20 protein-coding genes are annotated in these 19,354 nt (G+C 63.1%); 15 read left to right on the top strand and 5 right to left on the bottom strand.

Annotated features, from left to right (window positions below):
* From nuoG to EAE28_RS01505, 15 genes are all read left to right on the top strand, one after another.
* Positions 1 to 2,022: an NADH-quinone oxidoreductase subunit NuoG gene (gene nuoG, locus EAE28_RS01575; protein WP_127104065.1), complete on the top strand. Its 2,022-nt coding sequence runs from the start codon at positions 1 to 3 to the stop codon at positions 2,020 to 2,022.
* Between the two features lie 3 nt (positions 2,023 to 2,025).
* Positions 2,026 to 2,445, top strand: coding sequence for a hypothetical protein (locus EAE28_RS01570; RefSeq protein ID WP_127104064.1), 420 nt, complete (start codon positions 2,026 to 2,028; stop codon positions 2,443 to 2,445).
* A 9-nt stretch (positions 2,446 to 2,454) separates the two neighbouring features.
* Positions 2,455 to 3,495: an NADH-quinone oxidoreductase subunit NuoH gene (gene nuoH / locus EAE28_RS01565; RefSeq protein WP_127104063.1), complete on the top strand. Its 1,041-nt coding sequence runs from the start codon at positions 2,455 to 2,457 to the stop codon at positions 3,493 to 3,495.
* A 1-nt stretch (position 3,496) separates the two neighbouring features.
* Positions 3,497 to 3,991 carry an NADH-quinone oxidoreductase subunit NuoI gene (gene nuoI / locus EAE28_RS01560; protein ID WP_127104062.1) on the top strand — a complete coding sequence of 165 codons (495 nt, stop codon included), beginning with the start codon at positions 3,497 to 3,499 and terminating at the stop codon, positions 3,989 to 3,991.
* Positions 3,988 to 4,389: a carboxymuconolactone decarboxylase family protein gene (locus EAE28_RS01555; protein WP_127104061.1), complete on the top strand. Its 402-nt coding sequence runs from the start codon at positions 3,988 to 3,990 to the stop codon at positions 4,387 to 4,389. Before nuoI ends, EAE28_RS01555 begins: the two co-directional genes overlap by 4 nt.
* Entirely contained in the window at positions 4,386 to 4,796 is a 411-nt protein-coding gene (locus EAE28_RS01550; RefSeq protein ID WP_127104060.1) for a carboxymuconolactone decarboxylase family protein, read from the top strand. The genes EAE28_RS01555 and EAE28_RS01550 overlap by 4 nt, the downstream gene beginning before the upstream one ends.
* Positions 4,793 to 5,410 (top strand): NADH-quinone oxidoreductase subunit J, encoded by a 618-nt coding sequence (locus EAE28_RS01545; RefSeq protein WP_127104059.1) that lies wholly within the window; start codon positions 4,793 to 4,795, stop codon positions 5,408 to 5,410. Before EAE28_RS01550 ends, EAE28_RS01545 begins: the two co-directional genes overlap by 4 nt.
* Before the next feature lie 63 nt (positions 5,411 to 5,473).
* Positions 5,474 to 5,779 (top strand): NADH-quinone oxidoreductase subunit NuoK, encoded by a 306-nt coding sequence (nuoK, locus tag EAE28_RS01540; RefSeq protein ID WP_127104058.1) that lies wholly within the window; start codon positions 5,474 to 5,476, stop codon positions 5,777 to 5,779.
* A gap of 5 nt (positions 5,780 to 5,784) precedes the next feature.
* Positions 5,785 to 7,752, top strand: coding sequence for an NADH-quinone oxidoreductase subunit L (gene nuoL, locus EAE28_RS01535; RefSeq protein WP_127104057.1), 1,968 nt, complete (start codon positions 5,785 to 5,787; stop codon positions 7,750 to 7,752).
* Complete coding sequence (locus EAE28_RS01530; protein WP_127104056.1) at positions 7,752 to 9,341, top strand: NADH-quinone oxidoreductase subunit M; 1,590 nt, start codon at positions 7,752 to 7,754, stop codon at positions 9,339 to 9,341. The genes nuoL and EAE28_RS01530 overlap by 1 nt, the downstream gene beginning before the upstream one ends.
* Before the next feature lie 13 nt (positions 9,342 to 9,354).
* A complete protein-coding gene (nuoN, locus tag EAE28_RS01525; RefSeq protein ID WP_127104055.1) occupies positions 9,355 to 10,794 on the top strand; it encodes an NADH-quinone oxidoreductase subunit NuoN in 1,440 nt (479 codons plus the stop codon).
* On the top strand, positions 10,784 to 11,527 hold the full coding sequence (locus EAE28_RS01520; protein WP_127104054.1) for a biotin--[acetyl-CoA-carboxylase] ligase: 744 nt from the start codon (positions 10,784 to 10,786) through the stop codon (positions 11,525 to 11,527). Before nuoN ends, EAE28_RS01520 begins: the two co-directional genes overlap by 11 nt.
* A 15-nt stretch (positions 11,528 to 11,542) precedes the next feature.
* Entirely contained in the window at positions 11,543 to 12,322 is a 780-nt protein-coding gene (locus EAE28_RS01515) for a type III pantothenate kinase (RefSeq protein ID WP_127104053.1), read from the top strand.
* Complete coding sequence (locus tag EAE28_RS01510; RefSeq protein WP_127104052.1) at positions 12,319 to 13,992, top strand: ribonuclease J; 1,674 nt, start codon at positions 12,319 to 12,321, stop codon at positions 13,990 to 13,992. Before EAE28_RS01515 ends, EAE28_RS01510 begins: the two co-directional genes overlap by 4 nt.
* Positions 13,993 to 14,064: 72 nt before the next feature.
* A complete protein-coding gene (locus tag EAE28_RS01505; protein ID WP_127104051.1) occupies positions 14,065 to 15,123 on the top strand; it encodes a FliM/FliN family flagellar motor switch protein in 1,059 nt (352 codons plus the stop codon).
* 14 nt (positions 15,124 to 15,137) lie between these two features.
* On the opposite strand, the gene EAE28_RS01500 is transcribed toward EAE28_RS01505, so the two are convergent.
* The 5 genes from EAE28_RS01500 to EAE28_RS01480 all read right to left on the bottom strand — a co-directional run bounded on the left by EAE28_RS01500 (position 15,138) and on the right by EAE28_RS01480 (position 19,334).
* Entirely contained in the window at positions 15,138 to 15,878 is a 741-nt protein-coding gene (locus EAE28_RS01500) for an ABC transporter ATP-binding protein (protein WP_127104050.1), read from the bottom strand.
* Positions 15,875 to 16,657 carry an MlaE family ABC transporter permease gene (locus EAE28_RS01495; RefSeq protein ID WP_127104049.1) on the bottom strand — a complete coding sequence of 261 codons (783 nt, stop codon included), beginning with the start codon at positions 16,655 to 16,657 and terminating at the stop codon, positions 15,875 to 15,877. Before EAE28_RS01495 ends, EAE28_RS01500 begins: the two co-directional genes overlap by 4 nt.
* Positions 16,654 to 17,697: an alanine racemase gene (alr, locus tag EAE28_RS01490; protein WP_127104048.1), complete on the bottom strand. Its 1,044-nt coding sequence runs from the start codon at positions 17,695 to 17,697 to the stop codon at positions 16,654 to 16,656. The genes EAE28_RS01495 and alr overlap by 4 nt, the downstream gene beginning before the upstream one ends.
* A 259-nt stretch (positions 17,698 to 17,956) precedes the next feature.
* Entirely contained in the window at positions 17,957 to 18,772 is an 816-nt protein-coding gene (locus tag EAE28_RS01485) for a cytochrome c (RefSeq protein WP_342773055.1), read from the bottom strand.
* Between the two features lie 103 nt (positions 18,773 to 18,875).
* The gene (locus EAE28_RS01480) at positions 18,876 to 19,334 is read right to left on the bottom strand and encodes a c-type cytochrome (protein WP_127104047.1); all 459 of its coding nucleotides are present in this window, start codon (positions 19,332 to 19,334) and stop codon (positions 18,876 to 18,878) included.
* Positions 19,335 to 19,354: the final 20 nt, after the last annotated feature.

Below are 19,354 nucleotides of genomic sequence, written 5' to 3'. Positions count from 1 at the left end.
ATGTCAGATCTCCGCAAGATCATCATCGATGGCCGCGAGGTCGAGGTTCATCCCGCGATGACCCTCATCCAGGCGTGTGAAGTGGCCGGCGTCGAAGTGCCGCGCTTCTGCTACCACGAGCGCCTGTCGATTGCGGGGAACTGCCGCATGTGTCTGGTCGAGGTCGTCGGCGGCCCGCCCAAGCCCGCCGCGTCCTGCGCGATGCAGGTCAAGGATCTGCGTCCCGGGCCGGAAGGCCAGCCGCCGGTGGTGAAAACCAACTCGCCGATGGTCAAGAAGGCCCGCGAAGGCGTGATGGAGTTTCTGCTGATCAACCACCCGCTGGATTGCCCGATCTGCGATCAGGGCGGCGAGTGCGATCTGCAGGATCAGGCCATGGCTTATGGCGTTGATTTCAGCCGTTTCCGCGAGCCCAAGCGCGCGTCCGAAGATCTGGATCTGGGCCCGCTGGTCGAAACCCACATGACGCGCTGCATCAGTTGCACGCGCTGTGTGCGCTTCACCACCGAGGTCGCGGGCATCACGCAGATGGGTCAGACCGGGCGCGGTGAAGATGCCGAGATCACCAGCTATCTGAACCAGACGCTGGATTCGAACCTGCAGGGCAACATCATCGACCTGTGCCCGGTGGGCGCTTTGGTGTCCAAACCCTACGCCTTCACCGCCCGCCCGTGGGAACTGACCAAAACCGAATCCATCGACGTGATGGATGCGCTGGGGTCCAACATCCGCGTTGACACCAAGGGCCGCGAAGTGATGCGCATCCTGCCGCGCAACCATGACGGCGTTAACGAAGAGTGGATTTCGGACAAGACGCGCTTCGTCTGGGACGGGCTGAAACGCCAGCGTCTGGACACGCCGTATATCCGTGAAAACGGCAAACTGCGCAAAGCGGGCTGGGATGAGGCGCTGAAATTGGTGGGTGCCAAGCTGAAGGGTGCCACGAAAGTGGCGGGCCTGATCGGTGATCTGGTGTCGACCGAGGCGGCCTATTCGCTCAAAACGCTGGTCGAAGGCCTTGGCGGTTCGGTGGAAGCCCGCGTTGACGGCAGCCGTGTTCCAGCGGGCAACCGTTCGGCCTATGTGGGCAATGCGACGATCGAGGACATCGATTCCGCCAAGATGATCCTGCTGATAGGCACCAACCCGCGCGAAGAAGCGCCGGTGCTGAACGCGCGTATCCGCAAGGCGTGGCTCAACGGTGCCAAGGTTGCGCGGATCGGCCAGCCGGCGGACCTGACCTATGACGTCAGCGAGATCGGCACCGACCGCGCTGCTTTGGCAAAACTGGCTGCGATGGATCACAGCGAGAAGCACGGCGTGCCGGGCGTGATGATCATCGGGCAGGGCGCCCTGAATGAAGCCGATGGCCTTGCCGTTCTGGGCACCTGCATGAAAATGGCCGACGCCGCGCAGTCGAAGCTGATGGTCCTGCACACCGCCGCCAGCCGCGTTGGCGCGCTGGATATCGGCGCTGTGACCGAGGGCGGGCTGCAAGCCGCGACCGACGGCGCGGATGTCGTCTATAATCTGGGCGCGGATGAGCTGGACATCGATGCCGGTCCCTTCGTGATCTATCAGGGCAGCCACGGCGACCGCGGGGCGCACCGCGCCGACGTGATCCTGCCGGGTGCTGCGTATACCGAAGAGAACGGGATCTTCGTCAACACAGAAGGTCGTCCGCAACTGGCGCTTCGCGCCGGGTTTGCGCCGGGTGAGGCCAAGGAAAACTGGGCCATCCTGCGCGCCCTGTCGGCTGAGGTCGGCACGGTGCTGCCGTGGGACAGCCTTGGCGCGCTGCGCAGCCATCTGGTTGCCGCCGTGCCGCATCTCGAGATGATCGACGAGGTGCCGGAGAACGACTGGCAGCCGCTGGAAGCGGGCAAGCTGGGCGATGCCAGCTTCCGCCCGGCGGTCAAGGATTTCTACCTGTCCAATCCGATTGCGCGCGCCTCTGGCCTGATGGCCGAGCTGAGCGCATCGGCGGCGGCGCGCAAAGCGCAGCCGATGGCGGCGGAGTAACGCATGACGCTTGGCGCTCCCTTCACGCTCTCCCTGGCGCTGGTCCTGATCGGACTGGCGGGATGCGGCACTGCCGCACCGCAGCCGGGTGACGCGGTGCTGGGTGCGCCGGAAGACGCCGTTTACCGGGGCGTGCAAACGCAGCTGCTGGACGGTGATCTGGTCCATTTCGTGGTGGCGATGGAGGGTGCACGCGATACCCAGGATCCCATCGTCTATGCCCGCTGTGCGGCAGCGCAATACGCGCTGATCCGTGGCTATGGCTTTGCGCGACACGTGCGCACCACGGTGAACAACGAGGGTGCTCTGTGGCAGGCGGATGCGGTGTATACCGTGTCACCGTCGCTGCCACGGGGATTTCGGACAATCGACGCCGAAGTGACGGTGGCCGATTGTATCGAGCAGGGAATACCGACGGTCTGAGGACAACACATGGCTGACTTCTTTACCACAAACTACTTCGGGATTTTCCTGCTGATCGTCGGGCAGGTCCTTTTGGTCATTGTGCCGCTTCTGGTGGCACTGGCGTTCCTGATGTACGCTGACCGCAAGATCTGGGCCGCCGTCCAGATGCGCAAAGGGCCCAACATCGTTGGTCCCTTCGGCCTGCTGCAAAGCTTCGCCGACTTCATCAAGTATATCGTCAAGGAAGTGATCTTCCCCGCCGGGGCCGACCGCATCGTGTTCCTGCTGGCACCGATGGTGTCGCTGGTCATGGCGCTGATCGCCTGGGCGGTGATCCCGTTCTCTGAAGGTCTGGTCGTTGCCAACATCAACGTCGCGATCCTGTACATCTTCGCCGTCTCCTCGCTTGAGGTGTATGGCGTGATCATGGGCGGCTGGGCGTCGAACTCGAAATACCCGTTCCTGGGCTCGCTGCGGTCCGCGGCGCAGATGATCAGCTACGAGGTGTCGATCGGTCTGATCATCATCGGGGTGATCATCTCGACCGGGTCGATGAACCTGACCGATATCGTGCATGCACAGCAAGGCGACTACGGACTGCTGAACTGGTACTTCATCCCGCATTTCCCGATGATGTTCCTGTTCCTGATCTCGGCGCTGGCGGAAACCAACCGCCCGCCGTTCGATCTACCCGAAGCGGAATCCGAGCTGGTGGCTGGCTATCAGGTGGAATACTCGTCCACGCCGTTCCTGCTGTTCATGATCGGCGAACTGGTTGCGGTCGTGCTGATGTGCGCGCTGATCTCGCTTCTGTTCTTCGGCGGCTGGCTGTCCCCGATCCCGGGTCTGCCCGATGGCATCTGGTGGATGGTCATCAAGATGCTGCTGGCGTTCTTCGTGTTCTCGATGGTCAAGGCTATCGTGCCGCGCTACCGCTACGACCAACTAATGCGCATTGGCTGGAAGGTCTTCCTGCCGATGTCGCTGGGCTGGGTCGTGATCGTGGCGTTCCTGGCGAAATTTGAAGTGCTTGGCGGCTTCTGGGCTCGCTGGGCGATTGGGGGCTGATATGAGCCAGATCGATTATACCCGCGCCGTAAAATACTTCCTGCTGGCGGACTTCTTCAAAGGGTTCGGGCTGGGGCTGAAGTATTTCTTCCGGCCCAAGGACACGCTCAACTACCCGCATGAAAAGGGGCCGCTCAGCCCGCGTTTCCGCGGTGAGCATGCGCTGCGCCGGTATCCCAACGGTGAAGAGCGCTGCATCGCGTGCAAATTGTGCGAAGCGATCTGCCCCGCGCAGGCAATCACCATCGACGCGGAACCCCGTGACGACGGCAGCCGCCGCACCACGCGCTACGATATCGACATGACGAAATGCATCTACTGCGGCTTCTGCCAGGAGGCTTGCCCGGTCGATGCCATTGTCGAAGGCCCGAACTTCGAATTCGCCACGGAAACCCGCGAAGAGCTGTTCTATGACAAGGACAAGCTGCTCTCGAACGGCGACCGCTGGGAAGCCGAGATCGCCCGCAACCTGGAACTGGACGCGCCCTACCGATGACCGCTGACCTGCAACAGTCTGACGCCTACGCGCGTGGCAAGGCCTATACCGAGGCGACGAACCCCGGTATGGAAACGGCCCTGCGCGCGCGTTATGACGCGCTGTTGCCGGGGCTGGCCCGCGATCTGGTCGAGCTGAACGGGCGCACCTATACGCGCGGCGTTCTGGACGACAAAACGCGGGAGCTGGCCACCATTTCAGCGCTGACAGCCTTGGGCGCGCAGACCCGCCCGCAGCTGAAGATCCACGTTGCTGCCTGCCGCAAGCTGGGAGCCTCGCGCGAGGAAATCGCCGAAGTCATTTATCAAATGGCGCTTTATGGCGGGATGCCTGCCATGTTCAACGCGCTCAACGCGGCCATCGAGGTTTTCGACGCCGAAGGGGAGGGCGTGGCATGACCGAAGCGTACAACAAGATGCTGCAGCAGATGATGGAAAGCTCGCAAGAGATGCTGCGTGCTTTCAACCCGGCGCTGGAACAGTTCAAGGTTCCGGGCTTGGACAAGTTGATGCCCACCATGTCCAAGGACATGATGGAAATGTGGTTCGGGCGCACCTTCAACCGGGAAGGGCTGGACGCCAAGACGCGGCTTCTGGTGACCGTTGCGGCGCTGACCGTGCTGGGTGCACAGGCCGAGCCGCAGCTGAAGACAACCGTGCGCCACGCGATGGAAGCCGGGGCGACACAACGCGAGATCGCCGAAGTGATCTGGCAAATGAGCATGTTCGGCGGCTTGCCCGCCATGCAGAAGGCGCTGGAAATTGCCCAGAGCGTCTTTGCAGAGACCGAGGAGAAGAACGCATGAGCGTTGCCGATTTTGCCTTCTACGCCTTCGCCATTGTGGCGGTTGTGGCGGCTTTGCTGGTCGTGGTGGCCCGCAACCCGGTACACTCGGTCCTGTGGCTGATCCTGACCTTCCTCTCGGCAGCCGGGTTGTTCGTGCTGATGGGGGCTGAATTCCTCGCCATGCTGCTGATGATCGTCTACGTCGGCGCGGTGATGGTGCTGTTCCTGTTTGTGGTGATGATGCTCGACATCGACTTTGCCGAGCTCAAAGCCGAAATGGCGCGCTATTTCCCGCTCGCCTCGGTCGTTGGGATCGTCATCCTGATGCAGCTGGCGCTGCTCTTCGGGGCCTGGACCTCGGCCGAGGGCGCCGATGGCATGCGTCTGGCGGTGACGCCGGATCTGGCTCAGGTCGACAACGCCCGCGCGTTGGGCCTGTTGATCTTCGATCAGTATTTCCTGGCGTTCCAGTTGTCCGGTCTGGTCCTGCTGGTTGCCATGATCGGTGCGATCGTGCTGACCCTGCGCCACCGCACGGACGTCAAACGCCAGAACGTGTTGCACCAGATGTGGCGCGACCCGGCCAAGGCGATGGAACTCAAGGATGTCAAACCGGGCCAAGGCCTGAACTGACATCCACCAGACGATACCGGGGCCCCCTGCGGAGCCTTGGATAAAAAGATAACGAGGGACCAAATGGTGGGACTTGAGCATTACCTGACAGTGGCGGCAGCGCTGTTCGTGATCGGGATTTTCGGGATCTTCCTGAACCGGAAGAACATCATCGTCATCTTGATGTCGATCGAACTGATCCTGCTGTCGGTGAACATCAACCTGGTGGCGTTCTCCAGCCATCTGGGGGATCTGGTGGGGCAGGTTTTCACCATGTTCGTGCTTACCGTCGCCGCCGCCGAGGCTGCGATCGGTCTTGCGATCCTGGTCACCTTCTTCCGTAACCGCGGCACGATCGACGTCGAAGACGTCAACGTGATGAAAGGCTGAGTGTGATGGCGACGACGCTTCTCTTTGCTCCTCTGGTGGGCGCGATCATCTGCGGCCTGTTCTGGCGGATGATTGGCGAAAAGACGGGGATGGTGATTGCCACGGCGCTTCTGTTCCTGTCGGCGCTGCTCTCGTGGATCCTGTTTCTCAGCTTTGACGGGCACGACACCTCGATTCAGGTGTTGCGCTTCATCGACTCGGGCTCGCTGGTTGGCGGCTGGGGCATCCGGCTTGACCGGCTGACCACGGTGATGCTGATCGTGGTGACCACGGTCTCTGCGCTCGTGCACCTCTATTCGTTCGGCTACATGGCCCATGATGAAAACTGGACGCATGACGAAAGCTACCGCGCCCGGTTCTTCGCGTATCTCTCGCTTTTCACCTTCGCCATGCTGATGCTGGTGACCGCCGACAACCTGATCCAGATCTTCTTTGGCTGGGAAGGCGTGGGTCTTGCCTCGTATCTGCTGATCGGGTTCTATTGGAAAAAGCAGTCGGCCTCGGCCGCTGCGATGAAGGCCTTCATCGTCAACCGCGTGGGTGACTTTGGCTTCATCATCGGCATCATGATGCTGTATTTCCTTGCGGACTCGGTCCAGTTCGACGACATCTTCCATCAGGCCGAGGCTCTGTCTCAGCAGTCGATCCACTTCCTGGGCACCGACTGGAACGCGCTGAACACCGCCTGTTTCTTCCTGTTCATCGGTGCGATGGGTAAATCGGCGCAGCTGTTCCTGCACACCTGGCTGCCCGACGCGATGGAAGGCCCGACGCCCGTGTCGGCGCTGATCCACGCCGCGACCATGGTGACGGCGGGCGTGTTCCTGATCTGCCGCATGTCGCCGCTGATGGAGTATGCCAACGACACCCGGACGTTCATCGTGCTCATCGGCTCGGCCACCGCGTTCTTTGCGGCGACCGTGGGTCTGGTGCAGAACGACATCAAGCGCGTGATCGCCTATTCGACCTGTTCGCAGCTGGGCTATATGTTCGTGGCGGCGGGTGTGGGCGTCTATTCGGTCGCCATGTTCCACCTTCTGACGCACGCGTTCTTCAAGGCAATGCTGTTCCTTGGCGCCGGCTCGGTCATCCACGGGATGCACCACGAGCAGGACATGCGGAACTATGGCGGTCTGCGTAAAAAGCTGCCCTACACCTTCTACGCGATGATGATCGGCACGCTGGCGATCACCGGCGTCGGCATTCCCTTTACCCATATCGGCTTTGCTGGCTTCGTGTCGAAAGACGCGATCATCGAAAGCGCGATGGGCGGCGGGGCGACCTATGCCTATGTGGCGCTGGTTGTGGCGGCGGCGATGACCTCGTTCTACTCGTGGCGCCTGATTTTCATGACCTTCTACGGCACGCCGCGCGGCGATCATCACACGCATGACCACGCGCATGAAAGCCCGCTGACCATGGTGATCCCGCTGGGCATCCTGGCCATCGGCGCGGTTTTCGCCGGGATGATCTGGTACGAGCCGTTCTTTGGCTCGCACGAGGCGATCCATGAGTTCTTCGGCCATTCCATCGCCATGCTGGACACCAACGAGACCCTGCACAACGCGCATGAGAACCTGAGCGCGCTTACCAAGCTCGCGCCGTTCCTGGCGATGCTGGTGGGCTTCGTGCTGGCGTATATCTTCTACATCTGGAAGCCCGAGTCCCCGGCCAAACTGGCCGCGAACCAGCCGATCCTGTACCGCTTCCTGCTCAACAAGTGGTACTTCGATGAGATCTACAATTTCATCTTCATCAAACCGACGCTGGCCATCGGCCGATTCCTGTGGAAGCGCGGCGACGGCAATACCATCGACGGGTTCCTCAACGGGCTGACCATGGGCGTGATGCCGATGCTCAACCGCGTCTATGCCCGCGTCCAGTCCGGCTATATCTACACCTACGCCTTCGCCATGGTTATCGGCATCGCGGTGTTGGTCACTTACGTTACGCTCTCCGGAGGGGCGCACTGATGCTGAACCTGCTGTCCATCATCACTTTCCTTCCTGCGATTGCGGCGCTGATCGGGGCTGTCTTTCTGCATGGCGAGGATGAGAACACCCAGCGGCAAGCCAAGCTGCTGGCGCTGTTCGCCACCGGCGCGACGTTCCTGATCTCGCTGATCCTGCTGTTCGAGTTCAATCCTGCGGATACGGGCTTTCAGTTCGTCGAGCAACGCGACTGGATCCTGGGCCTGAAATACAGCCTTGGCGTTGACGGGATCTCGGTCCTGTTCGTCATGCTGACGACCTTCCTGATGCCGATCACCATCGGTGCCTGCTGGGGCGTCAAGACGCGCGTCAAGGAATACATGATCGCCTTCCTGCTGCTCGAAACGCTGATGATCGGCGTCTTTGTGTCGCTGGATCTGGTCCTGTTCTACCTGTTCTTCGAGGCGGGCCTGATCCCGATGTTCCTGATCATCGGCATCTGGGGCGGTCAGAACCGCATCTATGCGGCGTTCAAGTTCTTCCTCTACACCTTCATCGGCTCGGTGCTGATGCTGGTCGCGATGATCTACATGTACCTGCAAGCGGGCACGACGGATATTCCGACGCTTCTGGCGTTCGAATTTGACGCCGGGCCGATCTCGCTGCTGGGCTGGCAGATTGCTGGCGGCGCGCAGACGCTGATGTTCCTGGCATTCTTTGCCTCGTTCGCTGTGAAGATGCCGATGTGGCCGGTCCACACCTGGTTGCCCGATGCGCACGTTCAGGCACCGACGGCAGGTTCGGTCGTGCTGGCGGCGGTGCTGTTGAAGATGGGCGGGTACGGCTTCCTGCGCTTCTCGCTGCCGATGTTCCCGGTTGCCTCTGATCTGCTGGCACCGCTGGTGCTGTGGATGTCGGCGATTGCCATCGTCTATGCCTCGCTGGTCGCCTTGGTGCAGTCGGACATGAAGAAGCTGGTCGCCTATTCCTCGGTGGCGCATATGGGCTTTGTGACCATGGGCATCTTTGCCGCCAACCAGCAGGGCCTTGATGGCGCGATCTTCCAGATGATCAGCCACGGCTTTGTCTCTGGCGCTCTCTTCCTGGCGGTCGGCGTGGTCTATGACCGCATCCACACCCGCGACATCGACGCTTACGGTGGTCTGGTGAACCGGATGCCGGTGTATGCGGCCGTGTTCATGCTGTTTTCGATGGCCAACGTCGGCCTGCCGGGGACGTCGGGCTTTGTCGGTGAGTTCCTGACGTTCATGGCCGTGTTCCAGGTCAACACCTGGGTTGCTGCCGTGGCGGCGACCGGGGTGATCTTCTCGGCTTGCTACGGTCTGTGGCTCTATCGCCGGGTGGTCTTTGGTCAGCTGGTCAAGGACAGCCTGAAACAGATCACCGATCTGGACATGCGTGAAAAGCTCATGTTCGCGCCGCTGGTGGCGATGACCCTGCTTCTGGGTGTCTATCCGTCGCTGATCACTGATCTGATCGGTCCGTCGACCTCGGCGCTCGTCACCCAATACAACGCTGCGAACGGTATCGATCCCGCCGCCCGCGTGGTGGTTCACACCCCCACCGACGCAGCCAATGAGGCCGCGTCGCACGCGGCCCCCAGTCACTGAAAGGCCCGCTCCGATGACCTCGGTTGATCTTTCGATCGCGCTGCCCGAAATCCTGCTGTCGCTCTGGGCGATGGTGGCGCTGATGGCGGGCGCTTACTTTGGCAAGGACCGGCTGGCGCAGGCTCTGACCTGGGCGACGGTGGCTGTGTTCATCCTGCTCGCCGTGCTGATCGGCGTGCAGGAACCTGTCTCGCAGAGCGCCTTCGGCGGCCTGTTCGTCGAGGATGCCTTTGCCCGCTTCGCCAAGATGGCCATTCTGCTGGCCGCCGCGGCGGTGCTGGTGATGGGCATGGACTATCTCGAACGCACCAAGATGATGAAGTTCGAGTATCCGATCCTTGTTTCGCTGGCGACGGTCGGGATGATGGTCATGGTCTCGGCGCAGGATCTGATCACGCTCTACATGGGGCTGGAACTGCAATCGCTGGCGCTTTACGTCCTCGCCGCCTTCCGCCGCGACAGCGCCAAGGCGACCGAGGCCGGTCTGAAATACTTCGTGCTGGGCGCGCTGGCCTCGGGCCTGCTGCTCTATGGCGCGTCGCTGGTGTACGGCTACTCGGGCACCACCCGGTTTGAGGGGATCGCCAGCGTCGTGCACGGCGATCACCTGCCGGTTGGTCTGCTGATGGGGCTGGCCTTCATGCTGGCAGGCCTTGCTTTCAAGATCTCGGCGGTGCCGTTCCACATGTGGACGCCCGACGTGTATGAGGGCTCGCCCACGCCGGTCACCGCCTTCTTCGCCACAGCACCCAAGGTTGCGGCGATGGGGCTGCTGGCGCGTTTGGTGTTCGACGGCTTTGGACAAGCGCCGGGCGACTGGGGTCAGATCCTCGGCTTCCTTGCTGGTGCGTCGATGGTGGTCGGTGCGATCGGTGCGCTGGGTCAGCGCAACCTGAAGCGCCTGATGGCCTATTCGTCGATCTCGCATATGGGCTTTGCCCTGCTGGGCCTGACTGCCGGGACCGAGGCGGGCGTCAAGGCGACGCTGCTCTATATGGCGATCTACGTCACCATGTCGGTCGGCGTCTTTGCCTTCATGCTCACCATGCGCCGTGAAGGTCGCCCGGTGCAGAGCATCGACGATCTGAACCTGTTGTCCAAAGCCCAGCCGGTACAGGCACTGGCGCTGCTGGTGTTGATGTTCTCGCTGGCGGGCGTGCCGCCGTTGATCGGCTTCTGGGCCAAGTTCGCCGTGCTCGCTGCGGTGATCGGTTCCGGCTATGTCGTGCTGGCGGTGATCGGTGTGATCGCCTCGGTGATCGGCGCGTTCTACTACCTGCGGATCGTGTATTTCATGTACTTCGGTACCGAAATCGACCCGCTGGACGACGACGGTGCCCCGGCTCAACGCTGGCTGACGCTGGCCGCCGCTGCGGTCACCGTGCTGGGCGTGATCAATCTGTTCGGGATCGAGGGCGCGGCCGCCGTCGCGGCGCAGGCGCTTGTCAACTAACCCGGACTGGCCGCAGGGCCATGATCGGCTGGTGCTGTCCGAGACGGACAGCACCATGGCCGAGGCCCTGCGCCGACTGCCTGACCTCAAAGCTCCGACATGGATCCTCGCCCTGCGTCAGACCGCCGGGCGCGGGCGACGGGGCAGGGCGTGGGTTGACCCCTCGGGGAACTTTGCCGCGACGCTCATCCAACGCCTTGACGAACCACCACAACAACTGGCGCTGCGCTCCTTCGTGGCCGCACTGGCGCTGCACGAGGCGCTGATCGGGCTGACCGGGCTTGAGGCGGGCTTTGCGCTGAAGTGGCCCAATGACGTGCTGCTCAATGGCGGCAAGCTCTCGGGCATTCTGCTGGAAAGCCCGGGGCAGGGCGTGCTGTCGCTGGGCATCGGCGTGAACCTGCGCGCCTCGCCCCCGACGGACCCTGCGGCCGCCTTTCCCCCGGTCAATCTGCGCACGGAAACCGGCCTGACCGTGCAGCCCGAAGCCTTGCTCGATCACCTTGCCCCTGCCTTCGCCACGTGGGACCAGCGCCTGCGGACCTACGGGTTTGAGCCGATCCGCACCGCTTTCCTGCAATGTGTCACGCGGCTGGGCCAGACCCTCATCGCGCGCACGATGACCGAAGAGGTGCAGGGCACTTTCGAGACCATCGACGCCACCGGCGCGCTGGTGCTGCGCACCGCGCAAGGTCCGCGCGCCATCCCCGCCGCCGACATCTTCTTTCCCTGATCGCTGAGGATTGCCATGCTGCTCTGCATTGACTGCGGCAACACCAATACCGTCTTCTCCGTCTGGAACGGCTACGATTTCCTCGCCACATGGCGCACGGCGACCGATCACCGGCAGACGGCCGACCAGTACTACGTCTGGCTCTCAACCCTGATGAACCTCGGCAAGATCGACGCCGACATCACCGAGGTGATCATCTCCTCGACCGTACCCCGCGTGGTGTTCAACCTGCGTGTCCTGTGTGACCGCTATTTCGGCTGCCGCCCGATTGTCGTGGGCAAGCCTGACTGCCAGCTGCCGGTCCCGCCCCGCGTGGATCAGGGCACGACCGTCGGTCCTGACCGTCTGGTCAACACGGTCGCCGGGTTTGACCGTCACGGCGGCGACCTGATCCTTGTGGATTTCGGCACCGCGACCACCTTCGACGTGGTCGACACTGACGGGGCCTATATCGGCGGGGCCATCGCGCCGGGGGTAAATACCTCGCTTGAAGCGCTGCACAGCACCGCTGCGGCGCTTCCGCACGTCGATGTCACCCGCCCACAAAGCGCGATTGGCACGAATACGGTTGCCTGTATGCAGTCTGGCATCTACTGGGGGTATGTCGGCCTGGTCGAAGGCATTGTGCGCCAGATCAGGATCGAGCGTGAACGGCCGATGCGCGTGATCGCGACCGGCGGTCTGGCACCGCTCTTTGACCAAGGAACCGAGATCTTCGACTCGGTCGAGGACGATCTGACGTTGCATGGCCTCGTGCTCATCAACCGATACAACAGGGAATTGACGACCGCATGACGACCAGAGACCGTTTGATCTATTTGCCGCTGGGTGGCGCCGGAGAAGTGGGCATGAACGCCTATGTCTACGGCTATGGCCCCAAGAACAATGAGCGGTTGATCCTGGTCGATATCGGGGTAACCTTTCCGGACATGGACGGCACGCCCGGCATTGATCTGATCACCGCTGACATCAGCTGGCTGGAAAAGCGCCGCGACCGTCTGGACGGGATCTTCATCACCCACGCGCATGAAGACCATGTCGGCGGGCTGGGGCATCTCTACAGCCGCCTGAAAGCACCGGTCTATGCGCGCGATTTCACCGCGCGGATCGCGGCCAAGAAGATGATGGAGGCGGGGCAGCCCGTCGACAAGATCATCACACTGGGCAAAGGTGAGGTGGTTGAGCTGGGGCCGTTCAAGGTCTCGTTCCTGCCCATCGCGCACTCTCTGCCCGAAGCCTCGTCGATGCTGATCGAAACGCCGGCAGGCCGTCTGCTGCACACAGGCGATTTCAAGCTGGACATGGCGCCGGGCGTCGGCGATCCCTTCGACGAAGACCTGTACCGGTCGCTCGGCGACAAGGGCGTCGATGTGATGGTGTCGGATTCGACCAACATCTTCTCGCCGCATCCGGGCCGCTCGGAAAGCTCGCTGCCGCAGGCGATCACCGATCTGGTCAAGGGCGCGCCCGGGCTGGTGGTGGCGACGACCTTCGCGTCCAACGTGGCGCGCGTCCGCACGCTGGCCAAGGCCGCGCGCGCTGCCGGGCGCACAGTGTGCCTGCTGGGCCGCGCGATGCAGACCATGGTGCGCACCGCGACCGAGGCCAAGCTGCTGCACGACTTCCCGCTGGTGGTCAGCGCCGAAGAGGCCAACGAGATCCCGCGCGAAAACCTGATGCTGATCGTCACCGGCAGTCAGGGTGAACGTCGCGCTGCCTCGGCGCAACTGGCGCGCGGCTCGTATCTGGGCTTCTCGCTGAAAGAGGGGGATCTGTTCCTCTTCTCGTCGATGACCATTCCGGGCAATGAGCGCGACGTGCTGCGCATCGTCAACGCGCTGTCGGAAAAGGGCGTTGATGTCGCGGATAACAGCCAAGGCATTTACCACGTCTCGGGCCATGCCAACCGGCCTGACCTTGAGCGCATGCACGAGCTGGTGCGCCCCAATGTGCTGATCCCGATGCACGGCGAACACCGCCATTTGCGTCAGCACGCGATGCTGGCCCAGAAACGCGGCATGATTTCGGTAATTGCGCCCAACGGCACGATGCTGGACCTGACCGGGCCTGAGCCCAAGGTGGTCGAGCATGTCGATACCGGGCGGCTCTATATTGACGGATCGGCGATCTATGGCGCGATGGACGGCGTGGTGCGTGAGCGCATCAAGATGGCGCTCAACGGCATGGTGCTGATCACGCTGGTGATCGACGAAGACGGGCAGCCGCTGGGCGATCCTTGGGCCGATTGTTCGGGTCTGGCCCGGCAGGGACGCTCGAATCGGGCCTTGTCCGAGGTTATCGAGGACGAGCTGGCCGAAGAGCTGGAGCGCACGGGCCGCAAGGTTCTGGCCTCGGACGACCGGTTGACCGAAGTGATCCGCCGCCGCGTCCGCAACTGCTGCGTCGATGAGATCGGCAAGAAACCCGAAGTGATGGTTGTCATCAGCCGCCTGTCCGACGCGTAAGATAAAGCGGCGAATGGCAAGGGTTTTTTAACACCGGCCTGCGATCTTGCAGCACGTGCAGGAAATCAGGCCATGACCCTTTTAGACCGCGATCCGGTGCTGCGGCGCAAACTGTCGCCGCGCACCCCGCCCGCCGAGGCTGAAACCCCCGTGGTTCTCGGCCCTGCGCCGACGCTGGTGCGGGCCTTTGGTCACGCGGTGTCCTCGGGCGCGCCGCTGGTCGCCGAACAGGGCGAGGTGCATCGCAAATCTGCCACGCTGGCCGAGTTGCTCGATGGCATCGCGCCAGAGGCCTTTGTCACCTTGCTGGGCCCCACCAGCGCCGGGCCTGCGCTGGCGCTGATCGATCTGGACGGGTTCATCACGTTGATCGAGGCGATGACCATCGGTCGTCTCGGTGCAAAGCAGCCGGGGCCGCGCCGGCCGACCACCACAGACGCTGCCTTGTTGTCCGAAGTGATCGATACCACGCTGATCGCGCTGGGGCCGGATGATCCCTTATCCGCCTTGCGCTGCGCGCGCCCGGTGCCTGACCACCGGCTCTTGCCGATCCTGCTGGATGAAACCGACTATGATCTGGTCGCCCTGACGGCAACGCTGATCTCGGGCAATGTCACGCGACCCCTGCGGCTGATGCTGGCGCTGCCCCATTCCCCGGAAGTCGACCCGGTCGAGGCCGAGGCATTGGGCGCGGAAGCGGTCAAGGATTGGTCCAACGCGCTGGAAGAGGCAGTGTTGCGCGCCCCTGCGGCGCTGCGCGCTGAACTGGGCCGGGTCACGCTGCCTCTGGCTGAGGTGTTGCGGTTGGGGGTCGGCAGCGCGCTGGAGTTGCCGCTCTCCAATCTGGAAGAGGTGCGCCTGGTCGCGCTGGACGGTGTACCTCAAGCCATTGGCAGGCTGGGCCAGACGCGGGGCATGCGCGCGATACGTCTAACCGGATGGCCGGGGGGGATGCAGCAACACAGCATGATCGACGCCGCTCCGCCTGTCCGCGCCAGCGCGGTACCAGACGGGGGATTTTCCCCGCCTGCCGCACTGTCCTTGCCCCCCGATGCGGCAGAAGAAGAACTCATGGCATTCCCAGCAATGGCGCCGATGGCTGCGCTCAATCTGGGAGAGGCGGACGAATGAACGCGGTGGAGTGCTCAGCGCAGGGTAGGGATCGGTCCGGTGGTGCGGCCTTCGGTGAACTGGCGCATCACCGGATCATCGGTGGTCAACGCCTCTGCGGTGGTCCCTTGCCAGTAGAATCGCCCCTCATGCAGCATCGCTACCCTGTCCGCCACATCGCGCAGGGTGCGCATGTCATGGGTGATGGTCAGGGCTGTCGCGCCCATTTCTGTGACGATTTCGCGGATCAGGGCGTTGATCACCGCCGACATGATCGGGTCCAGCCCCGCCGTCGGCTCGTCAAAGAACAGCACCGGCGGATCGCCCGCGATGGCCCGCGCCAGACCGACGCGCTTTTGCATCCCGCCCGACAGCTCGGCCGGGAACAGATCGGCCGTGCCCTTGTCCAAGCCAACGCGCGCCAATTTCTCGATCGCCAGCGCCTTGGCCTCGGGCGCGCGCAGGCGTCCCGGCCCGCGCATCAGACGAAACGCGATGTTTTGCCAGACGGGGATCGAATCAAACAGCGCGGCCCCCTGAAACAGCATGCCGACATGCGCCGCCAAGACTTGCGGTCGCGGATTGCGCAGGCCCGCAACCTCGACCGATCCGCTGTCGGGGCGTTCCAGTCCCAGCAGGCATTTCAGCAGCACCGACTTGCCGGTGCCCGAACCGCCGATGACCACCAGACTTTCGCCCTTGGGCACATCAAACGACACGCCGCGCAGAACCTGCTTGGCGCCGAAACCTTTGAAAAGAGTGTCAGCGCTGATCATGAGGTGAAGAACGCCTCGGTCAACAGGTAGTTTGAGGCAAGGATCAGCACCGATGCCAGCACCACCGCCGATTTCGTCGCCTCACCCACACCCTGCGCGCCGCGGCCTGAGGTCATGCCGAAATAGCAGCCAGACAGGGCAACCAGAAACCCGAACACGGCACCTTTTACCAGGCCCGAGCCTATGTCCCAAAATTCAAGAAAATCGAGCGTATTGGCCAGATAGGTCGGACCATCAAAGCCCAGTCGGGTCACGCCAACCGCATAACCGCCCAGAATACCGATGGAATCGCCGACGGCCACCAGAACCGGCATCGCAAGCGTCGCTGCCAGCAGGCGTGGAACAGTCAGGTATTGCATCGGCTCAACAGCCAGGGTGCGCAAGGCGTCTATCTGCTCTGAGACTTTCATTGTGCCGATCTCGGCCGCAATGGAAGACGCCACGCGCGCCGCCACCATCAACCCGCCCAGCACGGGTCCCAATTCGCGCACCATGCCGATGGCGGTGATCGACGGAACAGCGAATTCAGCGCCATAACGCGCGGAACCTGCAAAGATCTGCAACGCCAGCGCGGCACCGGTAAAGAGCGCGGTCATGCCGACAACGGGCAGTGAGAGCCAGCCGATCTGGATCAGTTGAACACCCAGTTCGCGCAGATGAAACGGCCGGCGAAGCATCCAGCCGACCGCCTGCCCGGCGAAGCCGACAAAGCGACCCAGGGCACCCAGCATCCCGGCAAAACTCCGGCCCGTCGCCCCCAACAACGCAGCTGCGGTCATGCCCCGTGGCCCACATAGCGACGCCGATAGCGCCCGCCCAGCGAGGTAAGGATCTCATAGCCGATGGTTCCGGCGACCTCGGCCAGCGCGTCGACAGTCTGGTGCGCGCCCAGCATGTCGAGTGCGTCAGGCTCAACCGCCAGATCGGTCACGTCGCAGGTGATCAGGTCCATCGACACGCGCCCGACAACCGGGCAGGGCGTGTCACCGGCCCACAGTGTCGCTTTGCCCGACAGCGCGCGCAGCAGCCCGTCGGCATAGCCCGCCGCAACCGTGGCAATGCGCGAGGGGCGCGTGGCAACCCATGTGCCGGAATAGCCGACAGCCTCTCCGGGTTCGACATCACGGACCTGAATGATCGGCAGCGACAGCGTGGCGACCGGGTAGGCATCGTCATACGGCGCGCCGCCGTAAAGCCCGATGCCCGGACGCGTTATGTCGAAATGATAGTCGCGGCCCAGCAGGATGCCACCGGTCGCCGCCAGCGAGCGCGGCGCGTCGATGCCGCTTGTCATGCGGGTAAAGGTCTCAAGTTGCTCGGCGTTCATCACATGCAGCCGGTCGTCGGCGCAGGCAAGGTGCGACATGATCAGTTGGGGACCGGCCTGCAAGACCATGGGGCGCACGGCGGCCCATTCAGCGGGCTCCATCCCCAGACGGTTCATGCCGCTGTCAAGCTGAACGCCGAACGGGTGTCCGGCCAAGGCCTCGGCATGGCGCACCATCTGCTCGGCCGAGTTGATCAGCGGGATCAGGTTCAGGTTGCGCAGGCTCTGCGTGTCGCCCGCCATATGCCCCGAGAACACGAAGATCCGCGGACCTGTGCCGAGCGCCTTGCGCAGCGTCGCCCCTTCTTCGGCCAGCGCGACGAAGAAGGTGCGCGCACCCGCTTCGGCCAGACGCTGCGCCACCGGGCCGATGCCAAGGCCATAGGCATCGGCTTTCACCGTCGCCCCGGTTTCGGTTTCGGACAGGCGCGACAGCGCCTGCCAATTGGCGGCGATCGCGTCGAGATCGATGGTCAAACGTGCGGCTGTCATGCCCGTTGGTTTCCCGTTCCGGCCCGCTCAAGTCAAGCGCGAAAGCAGGCCCGGCACAGTTCCGCCGAGCTTGTCTTAAACTCGCCCAAAAGTGACCCGATTTTTCATTGAACCTCTTGAGGTCAAGGCACGACCCATAGATGTACACCGTGCGATTCGAACCCGGATCGTGCAGCACCCAAGGACAGGCAAATGTCGACCACCGCTCGTAAATCCGCCCCTCAGCCGGCACCCAAGCAACCGCGCCCGACGACGCGCTTCACGGACTGGGCGATGATCTGAGCGTCACCAGATAAGCCCCGATCGCTGCGCGATCCTGGGCCGAAATCCGGCTGGTGTTCGCAATGACCCCAGCCATTTCACCTCCGGCCGTATCAAATTCGGGGGTGAAGCCTGTCTCAAGATAGGCGGTGATGTCGAAAGCGCTCCAGCCTTGGGGTGGCAGCGCAGGGATCCGGCCCTGGCCCACGGGATTGGGCGCTCCGGCCAGCCAGTTTGCGCGGTCCAGTCCCCCAAGCGCGTCGCGCGGGGTGTGGCATTCGCCGCAATGGCCCAAAGCCTCGACCAGATAGTGACCGCGGGATTCCACCGGATCCGTGGGGACGGGGCGCACGAAATCAGTGTTGAAATTCAGCAGCTTCCACATGCCGACCGCCCGGCGCATCGAGAAGGGAAAACTCACGTCATGCGCGCGTGACGGTGTCGGATCGGCGGGCAGCGTCTGCCAGAACGCCCACAGATCGGCGACATCGCCCGGCGTGGCGTGGGTATAGGTCGTGTAAGGGAAGGCGGGATAGTAGTGCTCACCCTCGGGCGAGACACCTTCGGTGAGGGCTGTGGCGAATTCGGTCAGCGTCCAGGTGCCGATGCCCTGTTGCGGGTCCATCGAGATGTTGGGGGCGTAAAAGGTGCCAAAGGGTGTGGCAAATTCGCGCCCGCCGCCAAGCACCAGACGCGCCTCGGTCAGCGCATCGAACCCCACACCGGGGCCGGTATGGCAACTGGCACAGCCGCCCTGCCAGAAAACCGCCTCGCCGCGCGCTGCGTCAGCGTCATGGGCGGTGAGCGCTGCCAAAGTTTCCTCTGGCAGCGCCGATGGCCGGGTCAGGACCCAAAAAACGCCTCCACCAAGAGCGGCGAGGACGATGGCGCCTTGTACCAGCCGTTTCATCATCAGCTTATTGCGGCTGACGGAAGGACTGGTGGCAGCCGCCGCAAGCGCTGCCCAAGGGACCCATCGCGCCCTGGAGCGACGCCAGATCGGTGCCGGCGGCGTTCATCATGGTTTCGGTCGCGGTTTGCAGCGCCATGAAGTCCTCGCCAAAGCCTGCCATATCATCCCAGATCGCGGGCAGGGCGCGGGTGCCTTCGATGCTCATGCTGTCGGTGCCTTCGGGCCACATCCGGGCCGAGCCCGAGCGTGCCAGATGATACAGGCTGGTTGCCGCCGAGCTGGCCGCGTCTGCGTCATAGGGCATGCGCGCCTGCGCCATCGCGCCCAGCACGCCGAGGTTATAGGCGTAAAGATCCATCAACGACTGACGCGCGTGGACATTGGGGTCGACCTCTTGGGCCGAGGCGAGGCTGGGGAATGCGAAGGCGGCGGCAAGAGCCAGTGCGGCGAAACGGCTGGTCATTGGAAAACTCCCTGGAGTGA

The organism is Pararhodobacter zhoushanensis (genome assembly GCF_003990445.1).
Lineage (GTDB): Bacteria > Pseudomonadota > Alphaproteobacteria > Rhodobacterales > Rhodobacteraceae > Pararhodobacter > Pararhodobacter zhoushanensis.
This window is presented reverse-complemented; position numbering and strand designations above follow the sequence as displayed.